Origin of the sequence: Saccharicrinis fermentans DSM 9555 = JCM 21142 (genome assembly GCF_000517085.1) — a bacterium.
Taxonomy (GTDB): Bacteria; Bacteroidota; Bacteroidia; order Bacteroidales; family Marinilabiliaceae; genus Saccharicrinis; species Saccharicrinis fermentans.
The window spans coordinates 1,570,607-1,588,834 of sequence record NZ_KI912107.1; the positions used below are offsets into that span (position 1 = coordinate 1,570,607).

Annotated in this window: 18 protein-coding genes; 6 read left to right on the forward strand and 12 right to left on the reverse strand. The window is 35.4% G+C overall.

The window, feature by feature from the left end:
• Positions 1-559: 559 nt before the first annotated feature.
• The 8 genes from CYTFE_RS30700 to CYTFE_RS31055 all read right to left on the reverse strand — a co-directional run bounded on the left by CYTFE_RS30700 (position 560) and on the right by CYTFE_RS31055 (position 9,247).
• On the reverse strand, positions 560-868 hold the full coding sequence (locus CYTFE_RS30700) for a transposase (protein ID WP_200871373.1): 309 nt from the start codon (positions 866-868) through the stop codon (positions 560-562).
• Between the two features lie 185 nt (positions 869-1,053).
• Positions 1,054-1,560: a flavodoxin gene (locus tag CYTFE_RS0106340; RefSeq protein ID WP_027471129.1), complete on the reverse strand. Its 507-nt coding sequence runs from the start codon at positions 1,558-1,560 to the stop codon at positions 1,054-1,056.
• Positions 1,561-1,575: 15 nt separating this feature from the next.
• Positions 1,576-3,624, reverse strand: coding sequence for an alpha-ketoacid dehydrogenase subunit alpha/beta (locus CYTFE_RS0106345; protein WP_027471130.1), 2,049 nt, complete (start codon positions 3,622-3,624; stop codon positions 1,576-1,578).
• Positions 3,625-3,659: 35 nt separating this feature from the next.
• On the reverse strand, positions 3,660-5,318 hold the full coding sequence (gene sucB / locus CYTFE_RS0106350; protein WP_081735923.1) for a 2-oxoglutarate dehydrogenase, E2 component, dihydrolipoamide succinyltransferase: 1,659 nt from the start codon (positions 5,316-5,318) through the stop codon (positions 3,660-3,662).
• Positions 5,319-5,772: 454 nt separating this feature from the next.
• Positions 5,773-7,773 (reverse strand): OmpA family protein, encoded by a 2,001-nt coding sequence (locus CYTFE_RS0106355; protein ID WP_044213592.1) that lies wholly within the window; start codon positions 7,771-7,773, stop codon positions 5,773-5,775.
• Between the two features lie 269 nt (positions 7,774-8,042).
• On the reverse strand, positions 8,043-8,516 hold the full coding sequence (locus tag CYTFE_RS0106360) for a superoxide dismutase [Ni] (RefSeq protein ID WP_052343038.1): 474 nt from the start codon (positions 8,514-8,516) through the stop codon (positions 8,043-8,045).
• Positions 8,517-8,652: 136 nt separating this feature from the next.
• Positions 8,653-9,054, reverse strand: a complete 402-nt coding sequence (msrA, locus tag CYTFE_RS25285; RefSeq protein ID WP_244880312.1) for a peptide-methionine (S)-S-oxide reductase MsrA — start codon at positions 9,052-9,054, stop codon at positions 8,653-8,655.
• Positions 9,055-9,073: 19 nt separating this feature from the next.
• On the reverse strand, positions 9,074-9,247 hold the full coding sequence (locus CYTFE_RS31055; RefSeq protein WP_244880313.1) for a peptide-methionine (S)-S-oxide reductase: 174 nt from the start codon (positions 9,245-9,247) through the stop codon (positions 9,074-9,076).
• Positions 9,248-9,628: 381 nt separating this feature from the next.
• On the opposite strand from CYTFE_RS31055, the gene CYTFE_RS0106370 reads away from it, so the two are divergent.
• A complete protein-coding gene (locus CYTFE_RS0106370) occupies positions 9,629-10,912 on the forward strand; it encodes a replication-associated recombination protein A (protein WP_027471134.1) in 1,284 nt (427 codons plus the stop codon).
• 100 nt (positions 10,913-11,012) lie between these two features.
• On the opposite strand, the gene CYTFE_RS0106375 is transcribed toward CYTFE_RS0106370, so the two are convergent.
• Together CYTFE_RS0106375 and CYTFE_RS0106380 are read right to left on the reverse strand one after the other, a co-directional pair.
• Entirely contained in the window at positions 11,013-12,251 is a 1,239-nt protein-coding gene (locus tag CYTFE_RS0106375; protein WP_027471135.1) for a hypothetical protein, read from the reverse strand.
• Positions 12,252-12,315: 64 nt separating this feature from the next.
• Entirely contained in the window at positions 12,316-13,632 is a 1,317-nt protein-coding gene (locus CYTFE_RS0106380; protein ID WP_044262623.1) for a DUF4270 family protein, read from the reverse strand.
• A gap of 342 nt (positions 13,633-13,974) precedes the next feature.
• Between CYTFE_RS0106380 and CYTFE_RS0106385 the strand changes: the two genes are divergently transcribed.
• From CYTFE_RS0106385 to CYTFE_RS0106405, 5 genes are all read left to right on the forward strand, one after another.
• Positions 13,975-15,018, forward strand: coding sequence for a Kelch repeat-containing protein (locus CYTFE_RS0106385; RefSeq protein WP_235208254.1), 1,044 nt, complete (start codon positions 13,975-13,977; stop codon positions 15,016-15,018).
• On the forward strand, positions 15,002-15,313 hold the full coding sequence (locus CYTFE_RS0106390; protein ID WP_027471138.1) for a DUF4907 domain-containing protein: 312 nt from the start codon (positions 15,002-15,004) through the stop codon (positions 15,311-15,313). Before CYTFE_RS0106385 ends, CYTFE_RS0106390 begins: the two co-directional genes overlap by 17 nt.
• A gap of 494 nt (positions 15,314-15,807) precedes the next feature.
• Positions 15,808-15,939 (forward strand): pirin family protein, encoded by a 132-nt coding sequence (locus tag CYTFE_RS31815; protein WP_152541806.1) that lies wholly within the window; start codon positions 15,808-15,810, stop codon positions 15,937-15,939.
• A gap of 124 nt (positions 15,940-16,063) precedes the next feature.
• Entirely contained in the window at positions 16,064-16,336 is a 273-nt protein-coding gene (locus CYTFE_RS28475) for a pirin family protein (RefSeq protein ID WP_262505051.1), read from the forward strand.
• A 21-nt stretch (positions 16,337-16,357) separates the two neighbouring features.
• Positions 16,358-16,936, forward strand: coding sequence for a YceI family protein (locus tag CYTFE_RS0106405; protein WP_244880314.1), 579 nt, complete (start codon positions 16,358-16,360; stop codon positions 16,934-16,936).
• Between the two features lie 80 nt (positions 16,937-17,016).
• Here CYTFE_RS0106405 and CYTFE_RS31820 read toward each other — a convergent pair whose 3' ends face one another.
• Together CYTFE_RS31820 and CYTFE_RS28485 are read right to left on the reverse strand one after the other, a co-directional pair.
• Positions 17,017-17,478, reverse strand: coding sequence for a Pycsar system effector family protein (locus CYTFE_RS31820; protein ID WP_407689939.1), 462 nt, complete (start codon positions 17,476-17,478; stop codon positions 17,017-17,019).
• A 5-nt stretch (positions 17,479-17,483) separates the two neighbouring features.
• Positions 17,484-18,221, reverse strand: a complete 738-nt coding sequence (locus tag CYTFE_RS28485) for an HD domain-containing protein (protein ID WP_161636287.1) — start codon at positions 18,219-18,221, stop codon at positions 17,484-17,486.
• Positions 18,222-18,228: the final 7 nt, after the last annotated feature.

The following is an 18,228-nucleotide window of genomic DNA, read 5'->3' on the forward strand; positions in this document are numbered from 1 at the left end:
TTTTTGCTTAAATTATAGAAAAGAGAGGTATCCCATAAATGATAAGGAGAGATTATATATCTACTCGATAGTTTACATATGTAATTACAGGGAAGAAATATGGTTAGCGGAGTATAATTTATCCAATAGATATGGTGTGCTTACATATGTAACTAGCATACAACTGAGTTTTACACCTAATTTAATGGCTATCTATGAATATTCACCTAGAGGGATAACTATATCTTCTATTTATCGATCATATGGTGCATTCTAATATGTGCAAGTATCATATCCAGCGTAGATAAATGTATTATTTGAAAGAGTACACCAATGCTATTGATAAGAAAACCGTTGATGTTTTCAAAACTGGTTACGATGGTATACATAGTCTTCTGGCTGAAACACTAAACTTTCTTCTACTGGATTATTATGTATGTAGTTTATCTTCTCATCTATTACTATATTACTCCACCATTCAATAGGCTTGTTATCGTGACGCCAAAACTGATAATGCTTTACATTGGATGATTGTTCCCCGCTACCGCACGTGTCCCAACTCCCAACGTGTGGTTTCTATTTAATTACTATCACTCTCTCTTGGGTTCTCTTGTATAGTTTTAACCAACACTCTACTTGTAAAACGCTTAAAATCACCCAATAGAAGCTCTGGTTTTAATCTATCCGTACTCCTAAATATTAAATGCATATGATTACTCATGATACACCAAGCATAAATCTCCATACCTTTATGTTTCTGACAATAGCCTAAATTCTCAAGTAAAATATCTTTGTACTCGTTTCTGGTAAAAACATCTAAGCACTCTACGACGGCAAAGCTTACAAAATATACCCCTTCTGGATTATGGAATTTATAATTTCGACTCATGAGTTCAAAGACAAGGCTTTCGATATTTTTGAAACCAAGGAGTTTACTGATGGTAAATGACTGTTTCAAAAATGAGAATAACGCAGTATTTGGAGTTTCCTTGCAAAGACTAGTTAGTTACCATGCACGGCACACCAAAAAAAGGCCTTGTGCATACACAAGGCCTTTTAAAATTTTTCTTACGATTACTTAAATTCCTTTTTGAGTTTTTCCACCCAATTTTTGATTCTATCATCAGAAAGCGCAGCTTGATTTTCAATATCCAGTGCCAATCCCACAAATTCATTTCCTCGTTGAGCCCTGGAACTTTCAAACTCATATCCTTCAGTAGAAGTAAATCCTACCACTTTTCCACCTCTTGCTTCAAGAAAATCAGCCATAATACCAATGCCATCTACAAAATTTTCAGAATAGCCTTTTTGATCTCCACCTCCATATAATGCAAATGTCTTGCCTTTCAAAGAATCGTCCTCCACTGATGGCAAAAACTCATCCCAGTAGTTAGGCAATTCTCCATCAAACCAGGTTGGTACCGCTAATATATAATTTGAGAATTCCATAAATTTTTGTTGTGTAGCATCTTCTACATTTACTTTCTCCACATTATCTTCTCCCAATGCTTTACACATTTTTTCAGCCTGCTGTCTTGTTTTAACTGAATTAAAACTATAAAATAATCCTATTTTCTTCATAAGTAGTCTGTTTGATTAATAAGCCAATAATTCTACTGCTGCATCTTTTATTTTCTGTGTATTAGGTAAGGTCGCAGCCTCTAAAATCCGATTAAAACCCACTGGTGTAAAAGTCGATCCAATACGTTTAATCGGAGCATCCAGATACTGAAAACCTACTTCAGCAATTGTTGCAGCGACTTCACCTCCAAAACCACTAAACACTTTATCTTCATGCACAACCATTAATTTAGATGTCTTTTTAATAGACTCCAATATGGATTCTTTATCCAATGGAATTAATGATCTCAGATCGATTACTTCAATATTACCTTTACCTTCCTTATATAATGCATCGGCAGCCTCCACACACATATGTGTGGTGTTTCCATAAGTAACAATGGTCAGGTCTGTTCCTTCGCGTCTTGTCCTTGCCTTACCATAAGGCACTTCAAATTCTTCTGGAATTGGAGTTGCTGCTTTAGGTGAATTATACAAAGCTTTAGGCTCAAGGAACAATGTCATACCTTCAGAGCGTATAGCCGTACGTAATAAGCCCGCTGCATCATCTGCATAGGATGGATATACCACACGCACACCAGGAAAGGTTGTCAATGCACCTTCTATATTTTGTGAGTGATAGAGTCCCCCGCCTATATAACCTCCAGAAGCTAGTCGTACGGTAATATTAGGAGAATACTGTCCTTTGGTTCGCCAGTACTCATGCGTAGTTTCAACAAACTGTTCCATGGCTGGCCAAAAATAATCAGCAAATTCTGCCCCCTCCACAACGATACGAATATCTTTGTTAAAACGAGACATTCCGTTGGCAGTACCCATGATATAATCCTCGGCTATAGGAGCATTAAAAACACGTTGATGTCCAAACTCTTGTTGCATTCCCTTGGACACATTAAAAATACCTCCTTTATCTTTATTGGCCATATCTTGCCCCCAAATATAGGTATCCGGATTTCTCCGAAACTCTTCTTTTAGGGTACTATTTAAGGCTTCAATCAGTTTTTTGGGGTCACCTTGTTCATTATGTAAACCATCGGGATATTTTTGAGGAACATAAGCAGGTGCATAAACAAAATCATAGATACTTTCCGGCGCTGGCTGTGCAGCAGCCAAACCAGCTTTATGGGCTTTTTTAACTTCTGCTTTTACTTCTTCATCAATCCCATTCAATTCTTCTTCAGTGGCGCGTTCGTACCGAATTAACATTCTTCTGAATTTGGCAATAGGATCATATTCTTGCACATAATTTAATTCTGCCTTATCGCGATATAATTCGTGTCTGTCAGAATTAGAGTGTGAATGTATCCGTACACAATTGGCATGAACAATAACTGGTTTTTGTTCTTCTGCTGCCCATTTTACAGCCTCTGCCATCGTATTCATAGAATCAAAAACATCCTTACCATTACAATAAAGAATTCTTAGATTTTTGAGGCCTTCAAAATTATGGGCTACCTTTCTATTAGCTGTCTGGTCTTTCTTTGGTACTGATATTCCATATCCATTATCCTGAAACACAAATACCACTGGCAGTTGTTCGTTCGAAGCTCCATTAATAGCCTCATATACATATCCTTCTGAAACAGAGGATTCGCCCTGCGAACTAATAGCTACTCCTTTTGATTTATAATTTTTAATAGCCCGGGCGATTCCTGTTGCATGCAAGGTATGGTTACCTGTACATGATGAAACATTGTGGATATTCCATGCTGGCTTTGCAAAGTGGTTTGACATATGACGACCTCCGCCTGCCACATCCGCATCTTTGGATATACCATTGTAAATAATTTCCTCAGCAGTCATTCCCGCAGAAACACAGGTTTGTAAATCACGATAATACGGAAAAAGATGGTCCTTACTCCTATCAAAATTCTGACCGATGGCCAATTGTATAGCATCATGTCCTGCTGCAGGCGCATGGTACGACCAGCCTATTGCTTGTTTAAGGTAGTTAGGAGCTCTATCATCAAGACTCCTGCCTAACTTTAGCAAGTAGTACCACTTTAACAGTGTATCCTTTTCTGCTGTTTTTATCTTATATATCTCTTTTACATTTGATTTCATACTGAATTACTTTTTGTTATACGTCTGTCTGGGAATTAAATTGCTCTATCTATATCAAACTGCTCCAAGTAATCACCTATTCTACGAAGGAAGTTGCCTCCTAAGGCACCATCAACTATTCGATGATCATACGACAGTGATAAGAACATTTTATGTCTGATACCAATTACATCACCTGTTGGTGTTTCAATAACAGCTGGTTTCTTTTCGATTGCTCCTACAGCCAGAATAGCCACTTGAGGTTGATTTATAATGGGTGTACCTATGATATTTTTAAATGAACCAAAATTGGTAATGGTAAATGTTCCACCTTGTATATCATCTGGAGAAAGTTTATTGTTTCTAGCCAGACTGGCCATTCTATTCACATCAGAGGTTAGTCCCGCTAGATTTTTATGGTCGGCCTGCTTAATCACTGGAACAATAAGGTTACCACTAGGAAGTGCTACTGCCATTCCTATATTTACATTTTTTCGATAGATAATATTCTGACCATCCACCGAGGCATTTACTCCAGGGAAGTCTCGAAGTGCTCTTGCTGTAGCTTCAAAGAAAATAGGTGTAAATGTAATTTTCTCACCATATTTATCCAGATATGCTGCTTTACTTTTATTACGCCACAACACAATATTTGTCATGTCTACTTCTATAACTGCAGTTACGTGGGGTGATACTTGTTTAGACATCACCATATGATCAGCAATTAACTTACGCATACGGTCCATCTCTACTATTTCGTCTTCAGCATTAACTGAAACCGGTGGACGCTGTATTGCTTCTTTTGCTTTAGGAGCAGAGGAAGCAGCAGGTGAAGATGCAGGTTTACTTGAAGATTTTGCAGGAGAACTTGCATTTCTATTTTTTACATAATCTAGAATATCAACTTTGGTAACTCTATTATTTTGCCCGGTTCCTTTTATGGAGTCCAGTTCCTGGACAGAAACACCCTCTGCTTTGGCAATGCTTTTAACCAATGGCGAATAAAATTTATCAGATGTACTAAAATCTTGTGCTGCAGCAGATACTTGAGATGCACTTTCGACACTTTTCTCAACTTCTTTCACGGCAGCAGGTTGCGACGTAGCATTTGATGTTCCTTCAGCGCCTTCCATTGTAATTATCGCCACGGCTTTTCCAACTGGAACCAAGGCATCTGTTTCATATAAAATTTCACTTACAGTTCCAGCAACAGGAGAAGGAATCTCTGAGTCCACCTTGTCTGTCGCTATCTCCAATAATACATCATCCTCTTCTATTTTATCTCCTACCGACACAAACCATTTTGTAATTGTTGCCTCTTCCACACTCTCTCCCATTTTGGGCATAATAATTTCGAATGTGGATGCTACTGTAGCAGATGAATCAGATGCTTGTACTTGCGTACCGGCGACTTCTTTCTTCTTGTCTTTAACTTCAACGGCTTCCGTTTTTTCCTCTTCAGCCGAATCACTGCCTTCCAGCTCAATAATTGCAACTGCTTTGCCTACGGGTACCAAGGCATCCGTTTCATAAAGTAGTTCTTTAACGATTCCGGTAACCGGAGAAGGAATTTCAGAATCCACTTTATCTGTGGCTATTTCCAATAGTACATCATCCTCCTCTATTTTATCTCCTACCGACACGAACCATTTTGTAATTGTTGCTTCCTCAACGCTCTCGCCCATTTTGGGCATAAGAATTTCAAATGTTGACATATTGCTTTATTTATATTTGTTCTAAATAAGAATCGGTCAAATGTATGTATTGTTTTAATTTGAACCAAATCTATATAAGTAATGTATTTTGTTTAAGTATTGAAGGAATAATCAAACACTTCTGGTTATCATATAACTTTTTGTTTAGCTTATTCGATACATAAACAAGCAATTGTAAAAATGGTTCTAAGATTGTGAAATATCTTTTGAGTAGGATGCTGCTCTATTCCCCAATCGAGCCGGATTTCTTTGTTAGGTCATACCATCCCATTCAGACAAAGCTATATTAAAGTTAATTATTTTGTTTATCTCTTAACTATAAGGGATTGACAAAATTAAGACATTAAATGAATTGATTTACAAGAAGGTATTCAGCATAAGTCATTTTACGAATATGTATTGAAACCATAACATACATACATATTCGTACTCCAATAAGTTAGTATAAAAAAAACTACTCAACAATTTTCATTTCAGTCCTACGATTCTTCGCTCGTCCTTCTTCTGTGTCATTATTATCTATAGGATGGTTCATGCCTTCACCTTTGTAGGATAATCTTTGGGCATCCACACCTTCATCCACAAGATATTGGTATACTTGTTTAGCTCTAAGCATACTCAGTTTTTGATTATAGCTAATAGCACCTACATTATCGGTATAGCCTAATATCTGAATTTTGGTATGACTATTTTCTTCTAGAAACAGCAAGAGTTTTTTTAGTTCAACTTCCGATTCTGATTTCAGTTCATAAGAATCTGTTTCATAGAAAATATTATTAAGCACCACCTGTTCTCCTATTTCCAAAGGCTTTAAATAAATATCAAGAATTTGAGGGTCTTGGACTGTAGAGGTTGAGTCCATCTGAAAATGATCGGAATAAAAAAGATATCCTTTTTTAGAGACACTAAGGGCATAGGATCCATTTGCCGGAAGACAAACCAAAAACTCACCAGTGAATCCCGAAGATAGTGTATGAACGACCATTTGGCCTTTGTTCAGGTCTGACAATTCCAAGGAGGCTTTTAATTTTTCTTTGGTTCTGATATCGAATATCCTTCCTTTTACATAAGACACAGGTAAAGGTCTAATTTTCTCCGGCATTTCAAAACTATAAATATCCCTTCCTCCAAAGGAATCTCCTAGTCTATCGGAAGAAAAATATGCTGTTTTTCCGCTGGCTGTGACTATGAGGCCTACTTCATCATCCTCAGTGTTAATGGGAACTCCTAAATTCACAGGATCTGTATCAAAAATACCATTGTTCATTCGCGACATAAATAAATCAGCCTTTCCCATACCAGGCCATCCCTCTGAAGCAAAATATAAGGTTCTATTATCAGGATGAATAAAAGGAGATATTTCATTTGATGGAGTATTAATTTTGTTACCCAGATTTTCTGGTTTACCAAAAAAGGGTGTCCCATCCGATTTAATTCCCAACAAAGAAGCCCGCCAAATATCATTACCTCCTTTGCCTCCAGAGCGGTTACTCGTATAATACAAGGTTCTTCCATCGGATGAAAAGGAAGGCTGAGATTCCCAATACGGAGTATTAACAGGCGCACCTATATTTTTAGGGGCACTCCAACCTGTGGCAGTTCGTTGACTAAAATAAATATCACAAGAGCCTTTACTGTCTCCTCTCCCACAAGCCGTAAAAAACATCCAGTTCCCATCTGACGATAATGTTTGTGCCCCTTCATTACTCATTGTATTTAGAGGAGCCGACAATTGGGTTCTGTTACTCCATTCACCAGATTCATCCTTAACAGACCTAAAAAAGTCTTCATGATAAAGATTAGCCATGGCATTGGCATAAGGTACTTTATCAAGCACAGAATCACGTTTTACCATGACTGTATATACCAAAACTTGTTCATCGGCAGTGATACTTGGCCAATACTCGTTATTTGGAGTATTAACAGCTGAACCTAGATTCTTAGCATTCATTATCACTGGTTTTTGTATTGCTTTATGGGCAAACTCAACCCTAGTTAGCCATTCCTCCACTTTCTTTTTTTGCCCATCATCTCTTGTGTGATTATAATACTTTTTAAACCAGCTTTCGGCTTTTTTAAAGTTTTTGATATGAAAATGAGCAACGCCTAAATTATAATAGCTGAATATAAAAAAGGTAGAATCCAAATTCACAACATTTTCTAAATATTCTATTTGTTTTACAAAATTCTTTTGTTCAAAATGAACCTCCGACATAAGCAAATGAGCCTCAATAAACTGAGAATCCTTTTCCAAAGCTTGGGCCAGCGGTATCTTGGCCGAATTATAATTTCCTGACTTGTAAAATGACAAACCTTTATGATAGAGCGTTGCTGCTTTTTTCGATCGGGTAGATAATTTTTGGGCATTGGTTATCACTGTACCAGCCATAACAATGATCAAAACCATACTAATAAAAGGTTTTGTTATAGGATATTGATTCACTCTTGATTGCATCTCATGATCAGTTTAACATTGCAGGGCATGCGAAGGAATACGCTTATATTATGTATTCTTTGATATCTTGTTTCACACACTCTGTTCTAAGCTAATTTGTTTAAGCAAAAATAGCATAAAAGACCAAATTCTATCATTGGTTAACGAATATAAATAATGGATAAACGGATTATTTTTTATTTATACGATTATCAAAAAAGGGTGTCTCAAAATGGACACCCAGAATATTTTTTTTGCCAGACAGGCAAATGAAGTATTTTTACACTTTCTCAATGACCACCAAAATAGGCATGTTCAAAATCGTGTAATGCCTCCCTAAGCAAGCGAATATTCTTCAAATCAGTCCCCTGCTTTGTTTTCATGGCATACACCTGTATTTTATGCATTAAGGTTAACTGCTTAATGTATTGGGCATATGCTTCTGTATCTGAAGGATCTTTTACTTTGATTCTTTGATACATAAAATACTGACTGGCAATATCCTGAATCTTTGTAGCATGCTCCTCTTTGTTCACAACCCAACGAACCATTTGGTTATAATCAACATCTCCTTTTGCAGATAATTCCACGATCTCTTTCATCGACTTTTCGATGGTTGCAATATGTTCATACATAAGAACAATGCGTGTAGAATCACCATAAATACCACAAGGAATTTCACAATGAGCCTTGGCCTCATTCGAAAAACTAAGAAGGGCTATTGTTAGCACACATCCACTGAAAAATTTACTTATTAAATTCATTATATCTCTTTTATGATTAATAAATACAAAACCGACGCAATAACCATTTGTTCATATAATAGCTACAAATTATGAACTTATAATATGTTTCGGTTTATGGAACACTATTCCCTTATAAATGTTGATTAAGCACTTATTATTTCTTTAATTGATCTGTAAAGAGCTTTTGAAATTTTTCAACCTTAGGACCAACAACCATTCTGCAATAACCTTGATTAGGATTATTGGCAAAATACTCTTGGTGATAATCCTCTGCCACAAAAAAGTTTGCAAAAGCAGTTACTTCTGTAACGATAGGATCCTTATAAAGCTTTTGTTCATTCACCACCTTTATTTGTTCTTCTGCAATACGTTTTTGATCTTCGTTATGATAAAAAATTACAGAACGATACTGTGTACCAACATCAGCTCCTTGTCTATTCAATGTTGTTGGATCGTGAACCGACCAAAATACGGTCAGCAACTCTCCGAATGATATTATATCCGCATCATATGTGATCTGGCACACTTCGGCATGCCCAGTATTGCCATTACACACTTGTTTGTAGCTGGGCTTGTCAACATGTCCCCCCCGAATAGCCTGACTCTACCGAAATAACACCTTCTAATTGATCATAAATAGCTTCTACGCACCAAAAACATCCCGCTCCCAGCGTGGCTTTTTCTGTATTTTTTGCTTCTGAACTCATAAATAAAAATAATCCTATGAAAATTAAAAATAATTCTTTCATGTGTTTATCATTTTTCTCTTAATGGTCAAGTGTTGCTCACTAAAATTAATCATATTCCTATATGAGAATTACTTTATCAAGATTTGTTGTATCGCCTATTAAATAACAAACGATTTAATGATTCCCACAAAATTAAGAAAATACAATAGTACGCTTTCGTTTAAAAAATTAAAACTTTTTTACTCCTTTTAAACAAACAACTTTATGGACGAAGAGTTCATCGTCTGATAATTCTCTCCCATATTCACACAGATATACAACAACAATTTTCCGGAGTTAATATTACATTTAAAGTTGTAAGAAAGAATTGCATGATAATTTTACAAAAGCGTAGACAAATCAGCATGTATTATTAAATTTGTTCCGCAAAAAGTAATAAATATGAGTAACGGACATCCACCATTGGCTGAGCGTCAGCGCCCCAAGTCATTAGAAGATTATATTGGACAAAAACATCTTGTGGGCGAAGGCGCCGTATTACGCAAGATGATTGATTCAGGTGTGATATCTTCTATTATTTTATGGGGTCCTCCTGGTGTTGGAAAAACAACCCTTGCTAAAATCATATCACAACAACTTAACCGTCCTTTTTATATTTTATCTGCCATTAATTCGGGAGTCAAAGATGTTAGAGAAGTAATAGAAAAAGCAAAAAAAAACAAATTTTTCAACAGTCCGAATCCTATTTTATTTATTGATGAAATTCACCGTTTTAGTAAGTCGCAGCAAGATTCTCTTTTGGGTGCTGTGGAGCAAGGTGTTGTTACATTAATTGGTGCTACCACAGAGAACCCCTCATTTGAAGTTATATCGCCACTACTATCTCGCAGCCAAGTTTACGTTTTAAAATCACTAGAAATAGATGATTTAAGAGAATTGGTAAATAAAGCGCTTACTACGGACGAAATATTGAAAAACAAAAATATTCTAGTCAAAGAGGAAGAGGCTTTATTTCGTTTTTCGGGAGGTGATGCCCGTAAACTGCTTAATATTTTAGAATTGGTGGTGAATGCCAATGCTGAAAGTAAGGTAGAAATAACCAATGAGAAAGTAAGTGAATGTCTTCAATCAAACCCCACTGCCTATGACAAAAATGGAGAAATACATTATGATATTATTTCTGCATTTATCAAATCCATCAGGGGCAGTGATCCAGATGCTGCGGTATATTGGTTGGCACGCATGGTAGAAGGAGGCGAAGATCCTAAATTTATTGCTCGTAGACTTGTTATTTCGGCAGCTGAAGACATTGGAATGGCCAATCCCAACGCCTTATTATTGGCAAATCAATGCTTTGAAGCCATTAAAATGGTGGGGTGGCCCGAAGGTAGAATCATATTATCGCAGACCACCATTTACTTGGCCACAAGTCCTAAAAGCAATGCATCCTATCTGGCCATAAAAAAAGCACAGGAATTGGTTAGACAAACTGGCAATTTACCTGTTCCTTTACATTTACGCAATGCACCGACCAAATTGATGAAAGAATTGGGATATGGGAAAGAATACAAATATTCCCATGACTACCCAGAAAATTTTGTAGAACAAGATTTTATGCCAGACGAAATAAAAAATGCAAGATTATACTTACCTCAAAACAATGCCCAAGAAAATAAAATTGCAGAAAGATTAAAAAAATGGTGGAAAAGAAAATACAATCATTAGACTCGAAACTGCATTAGAAAATCTAAAAACAAAAAGAGCTTATGCAATTGTGGCTAAACAAATGCATAAGCTCTTTTTATAAGCCCTTTAACTATATTATTTAATCAAATTTTCTCTTTCTAAACCAAGCTTCAAGAATGGACATACTAACACTCATTCCATAATAGTTTTCAGTAATAAGCGAATTGCTGGCAGTACCCCTCTGTCCATAATTTATACTAATATTCAAGTATGAATGAGGAGAACGCATGGGTACACCAATTCCTGCAGTGATACCGCGATCTAAAAGAGATTTACCTTTAACCTCCAAATAAGAATCCTCATAATATCCTCCAAGCCTCCAGGTAAAAGGATTAACTCTTCTACTTTTACGACTTTGATATTCCACACCACCACTAAAACGATGGCTATCCTTATATTCTGACAAGTTATTGGTATAATCAACGCCGGCCCAATTTTGGAATTTATAATCAAATCCAATTTTAATACCATGCTCGTCTATCCATCCCAATCCTGCACCATAACCCATTGGAATATTATATGGCTCTCTGTCCAAATCCTCATAAATTCCAGCACCACTAGAACTAGATGTTTCTACCTCACGACTTGTTTTGAAATCGATTTCCGGGCTATAAACAGCCCCCACAAATAAATTGCTTTGTCCCACTGGTATTTTATATTGAAAACCAGCCTGAAGACATACTTGTTGTAAGAAGTCGGAATATTGTACATTTAATTCACCACCAATAATACTGGATGCATAATTTTCTTGTTTAATCAACTTACCAAAGATATAAGATAATTCTAGTCCTAGCGACAGATTTTTACCTAATACCAATGCATTACTCATAGCCACCTTATTCAAGCCACCATTTCCTTCATAATTTTTTGCAATTTGTGTACTTGTTCCCTCAATGTAATCAGAAGATGCAACATTATATCCGATAGAAGAATACTGAACAATATTAAATGAAGTAACCAATCTTTTACCTGATCGAAAAGCCAAGCTAATATTATTCAAGCCACCCGATAAGCCATTTCCAGATTCGGTATTATGCTCATAAGTGGTAAAACTGGAACGAATTCCCAGATCAATTAACATCTGCTCTCCCTCAACGCTCCCCAAGGATGCGGGATTCAGTGTATTGATTGAATAGTACGTAGGCAAGGCAACTCCGACGCCTCCCATACCTTGGTACTTAATGGTAGATGCACTTTCAATTCGTCCCACACCAAAAGTAGTATATGCGGACGAAGCTCCATTTTGTGCATTAGAGCTTATTGCGAGTAACAGTAAAATACAAATAATTGATATCGCGTGTAATATGCGTTGTTTCATGAATTGAATATTTATTAAAGCCCAATAAACAAATTAATTTGAACAATTGATGCCTGTATCAATTTTAATAATAATAAGTATAGATGTTTAACTTAGGCTCATACTCCCGATTCTTTTCTCCTCCAAATATAATGGTAGAAAAAGTTTGGTTTTCATAGTCTGTTGGCAATCCAACTAAAATTGAATTATCAGTGTCAAAGTCTCCTCCTATTAGATTCTTTATCATATAATCTGTGATATCAGCACTATAATAAGGATGACTTTCATAATTATCAATAGATTGATTAAATGAAAGATAAACTACATTATTAGAATTATCTGCATATACTGATGAAAGTTGATTAACCCTATTGGATTCATACATCAAAAGCTCCGTAGGCAAATCATTTATATCATCAGCTTCGTCAGTAGGTACTAGAATTAACTCTATCTTAATAATCTGATCTAACTCAACCAACTGAAATATTTTATTAAGACTAGGGAACCTAACTTTGGTCATCAAACCACTACTCCCCTGAACAAGCGTAACATCATCAGTACTTGTAGATCTTATATGCTTCTTTTGTTCAACCAATGGTGCAAAAAGAGTTCCACTCCTATCTGCTTTAATTTGATTAAACATATAAGTAGAATTTTCAATACTAAAAGTAGCTTCCAATTCCTCTTTTTTAATACCATCTCTATGATAATACATGTTTAAACACAAAGATGTGTCATTATAAGCAAATCCCAATGCAGCTTTATTTTCACTTCTTCCTTGCAGAGCAAGCCCATAAAAGTAATCCTGAAAATCATCCGTCGACTGAATTTCATCAGCATCATCAATGAATAAATCAAAAATTCTTTGTCCAAAAACATCACTTAAACGACTTTCTAATTTTTGACCTTTATTAGGACGTGGCGAAAATTTTACCTGTCCCAAGCTATCCTCCTTCACATCCAGTTCTGTAACATTATAAAAGCTTGTTTGATCCAAGTCTTCCCAATTGGTAGCCAATTCCATGACATTCATACTAAATACCTCAGTTGTATCTCCAATATAGTAATTGTTATAATACATACTAATAGTAACAGAATCAAAAATATCATCTTCATCAAAACTATTTCTATCAGGTATTTTTAATCGATAAGCAGGCTCCGATGATATTTTACCAAATACTTCATCAGAAAAATTACCTACTAGAACTGAAGAAAGTTCTGATGTCTGGATGGAGTCAACAACAACCGTGCTTAATTCCAGAGAAAAGGTATCAATTAGCACAACTCCGGATTCATCATCCACGTATCCTTGTCCCATTTTAAGTTCATCAACACTTTGATCGTCGCAGGAATAGATTCCAAAGGCAATAACAACAAATAACAGCAATGATATTTTATACATTTTATACATTTTAAACACAAAAAAAAGGATAGATAGCCTAAAATACGAACAAGTAAGGCTAACTGGACTAATTTATAGACGAAAACAAGGTTTTCTTCGTTCATTTATATTTCGACATAAAATTAATTTTAAAGTAAATCACATAAACATTAGTTTTTCTGTACATTACTCTACCTTAAACTGAATTATATTTTTCAAAGAAAATAATTACTCTACATTTCATAGAAGAAATTATATGATTCGTCGATAATATTACGTCTCGTGTCTAAGCTATGACACATTCTGAAGATGGGTAGTGTAAGTTTGCAGTATAACTAAATAAAATTATAAAATCAATATTTAATGGCGATGATAAAACATTCACTGATTATACTGTCGGCTATGATACTTTGTGGTATTTCATTTGTGAGTTGTAGTAACGACGATGACGACGATTATCTGGGAAACTGGGTTGAAATGGGAGATGTCGGGAAAGTGCCAAGAACAGAAGCTGTATGTTTTACGATTGAAAACACAGCCTATGTTGGTACTGGATATTATTTAGATGAAGAAATAAGATTAAAAGATTTTTGGAGCTATAGCGCAGAGAGCGGTTATTGGAAACAAATAGCCAGTTTACCTGGTGTAGCCAGAAACGGTGCGGTTGCTTTTAGTTCCAGCACCAAAGGTTATGTTGGTACGGGTTATGATGGAGAGAATAAATTGAAAGATTTTTACGAATACGATCCAAGTAACAATACCTGGACTCAGAAAAATGATTTTGCAGGTGAAGGACGGTATGGAGCCACTGCTTTTTATGTGAATGGTAAAGGTTTTATCGGAACAGGATATGGAGATGTTGAAGTTGATTCTGATGAAACAATCCCTAACAATTTAAGTGATTTCTGGAGTTACGATATTGCAACAGATAGTTGGGAACAAGTATCTTCTTTTAATGGATCTAAGCGAAGAAATGCCATGAGTTTCGTGTTGAACGATGTAGCATATGTACTCAGCGGATACGACAATGAATATCTGGATGATATGTACAAGTATGACGCAGTAAACGACCAGTGGACTGAATTGGCACATATTAGTGATTATGAAGATGACAGTTATGATGATGATTATACCATTGCCAGATACAGTGCTGTTACCTTTGTAGCTGGAGGAAAAGGCTATGTTACTACAGGGATACAAGGAGGTAATAGCATTGAAACATGGGAATATGAACCTTCAACAGATAGATGGGAACAAAAGACTGATTTTGAAGGCACTTCTCGTTATGGTGCAGTTGCGTTTACCATTAATGATATAGGTTATGTTGCCACTGGGGGTAATGGTAATTATTCTTTAGATGATGTTTGGCAATTCAATCCATTTGAAGAATATGAAAGTAAAGATTAAATACTATTTGTTATTTATTATATTAACAACCCTTGTTTCTTGTCAGTCACCCAAAAACAAAGTTAAAGTAAAAACTTTTAAAGAAAACGGAGTTTGGGTTTACGAAATAACCGTAAATGATAAAATATTTATCCATCAGGATTGTGTACCTACACTGGAAGGTAACAAACCTTTTGCCAATAAAAAGGAAGCTGAATTAGTTGGTAATTTAATAAAACAAAAAATTTTAAATAAAGAAACGCCGGCTGTCAACACTGGGGAGTTGCGACAGCTGGGGATTAAAGGTACTTCTTAACTGAAGTGTGGGATATGGTAAGCCGGTTCGTATAAGATACGTAACCGGCTTTTTTTGTATCTTAGAATAGGCGGCCAACAATATCAGGAGAATACAGATATTATACATATTTTATAGCTTGACAACAAGCGATTAGTAACTGGTAAATGGAGGATTTAATAACATATGGACTCACCATTTCTACTGGCGAAAAAGCTGATTTTATCATTAAGGATACTGGAGTTATATTTGACCAATTCTTTTTGTGGCAATGACAATAACGAAGTTATCATGAGGGCCTTTGGAAATATGCCTCCCCGAGTAAAAAGAAGATTAACGGAAGTTTTAAAAGCAAAGAAAATATCATATAAGGTAGAAACATTGCTCTCAATTAGATAACGAAAGTACCAATGCTGCAACAGAATCTTTCAATACAAAAGTATAGGACCTCAGAAGACAATTCAGAGGTGTTGTTGATGTAAAGTTCTTCTTTTCAGATTAACAAAAATATTTGCATGACAACTATAAACAACATTTACACCCAACTTTTGGCACTGACCCACAGTATGGGCAATGAATCTCTAATCAAAGCGGGAGATATACAGGTAATGAGTGCTGGTTCAAGCATATTTCACTGCCGAATATAAAAACAGTACAAAAGAAGAACTACGTTTATTTCAGATATGGCTTTTCCCCATACCAAAACGTAGAGCCCCACTATGATCAAATCTTACTAAAAAACCTACAAAATAAGAATGTTTTTTTTTTCAAATATTAAGTCCTGATAAAAATGATGCAGGTGTGTGGATATATCAGGATGCCTGGTTTAATCAGGGATACTTTGACAAAGGTGTGAAAATAAATTATTTGACACATAAACAGAACAATGGTGTATACCTTATGGTTATAGAAGGTAGTATTCAAATTGCAGGTGAAGTTCTGTATAAACGAGACGCTATTGGCATAACGCAAGCACAAAATATACAAATAAAAGCCCAAAGTGAATGTAGGCTATTATTGATGGAGACACCAATGAATTGGTAATAAACAAAAACAAATATAAAAATGAAGATGATGAAAACACTGAAATTATTATTCGCTGTTGCGATTTTATTGGCAACAACCCATACTTATTCGCAAACCAACCAAGTAGATACCGACAAGAGTAGTGTAAAATGGGAAGGTAAAAAGATAGGCGGTTCTCACAATGGAGCCATACTATTAAAAGAAGGTTCATTTACCTTAAAGGGAAGTAAAATTACCGAAGGCACCTTTATTATTGATATGGCCAGCATAAGCAATGCCGACATTGAAGATAAAGACTATAAAGCAAAATTAATAGGACATTTAAAATCAGATGATTTTTTTAGCGTAGAAAAATATCCCACAGCAACATTAAAAGTTACTGGCAGCACTGCTTTTAAAAACGATATAGCTAAAGTAACAGGTGACTTAACAATCAAGGGACAAACACATCCCATTGACTTTGAAGTAAGCAAAAATGGTCATATTTTCACCACCCAACTTACCGTAGATCGTGCACAATATGATATTAGATATGGTTCAAAATCATTCTTTGATAATCTGGGTGACAAAGTTATTTATGATGATTTCACTTTAGATATTAGCATCGTTACCAAATAACAAAAAGCGATCATTTTTTTAACAAAAAAGGCTACCTCTACTGAGATAGCCTTTTTTGTTAAATATTTAATTTAAAGTTGTTATAATATATCATTAATCCCGAGCACAAAAAAGAAGATGGATGAAATTAGGCCCACCACAAAAATTATATAAGCCCACCTTAAAAAAGTATATTTTTTAGTAAGTACTTTCCCTAAAAAATACAAATCCCGGCTCATGCTATTATACAGATATTCTCTATCTTTCATCAATTCACCTATACCCCATTCGAAATCCTCTAGACTCATTTTATGAAAATTACCAAAAAAAGTAAGATTGCCACGTTTATGGCTAATATCCTCCTTTGATATAAATCCATGTGTAGTGCGAGGTATGGTCGATATAATACAAATAATAATGGTAATAATACTAAAGGCCACAAGATTTAATGCGGGCCAAATTAAAAAAGCATTGTTATCTAATTTAGGAAAAAGAGTTGACAGAACGATGGAAATAATAATACCATTTACACTAATTAAAGTATTGGCTTTATCATCTGCAATACGGCTTAAATTACATGATTACGAAGATTAACTCTAAACATCGTTTCTATCCCTTTATCTGGCTTTTTATTTCCATCTTCCTTTTTCTTCTTTTTTTTACCAGCTGTTTTTTCCAGTAGCTCATCCTCAGTCTTTATGTCCATCTTTAATAGATCAGTCAGTTTTTCTTTGTTTTTTTCCTTTTGTTTGTTTAAAATTTGCTTCGCAAAATTGGTATAAAATGGATGTTGTTCAAAAAAAACAATGCAATCGTTTATCCACTGATTGGGTGTTTTTTTCCTAAAACAATTTATTTCCTTAAACAGATTAATAAAAGGATTTCTTAGATAATCTTTATACCCCACGTGGGCTATATCCGCATCCCTAATAATTTCCTCCAATATATCTGTAGGTTCATATGCCAATCGAGTAGCCATAATAATACGTTCTACAGTAATGATATCACGATTGTCCATATTTCTTGACTCCAGAAATTCACGGGCAAAATCAGCCGATTTTTTCTCATGCCCCATTACACCTTTATAAAAGCAGACATCATGAAAAATCGCTGCGATTTGCAATAACTCCATTTCTCGGGGAGATACCTCTGGGATGTTTATTGCAAAAGTAGATACAACCTCTAACACATTAATGGTATGTTCTAGATTATGATGATATAATTTTTCATTTTTATTGGCTGTAATTTCCTCCCTGGCAATGGTTAAACAGTCATTAACCAATTTACTATATACCGTATCTGTCATACTCTCT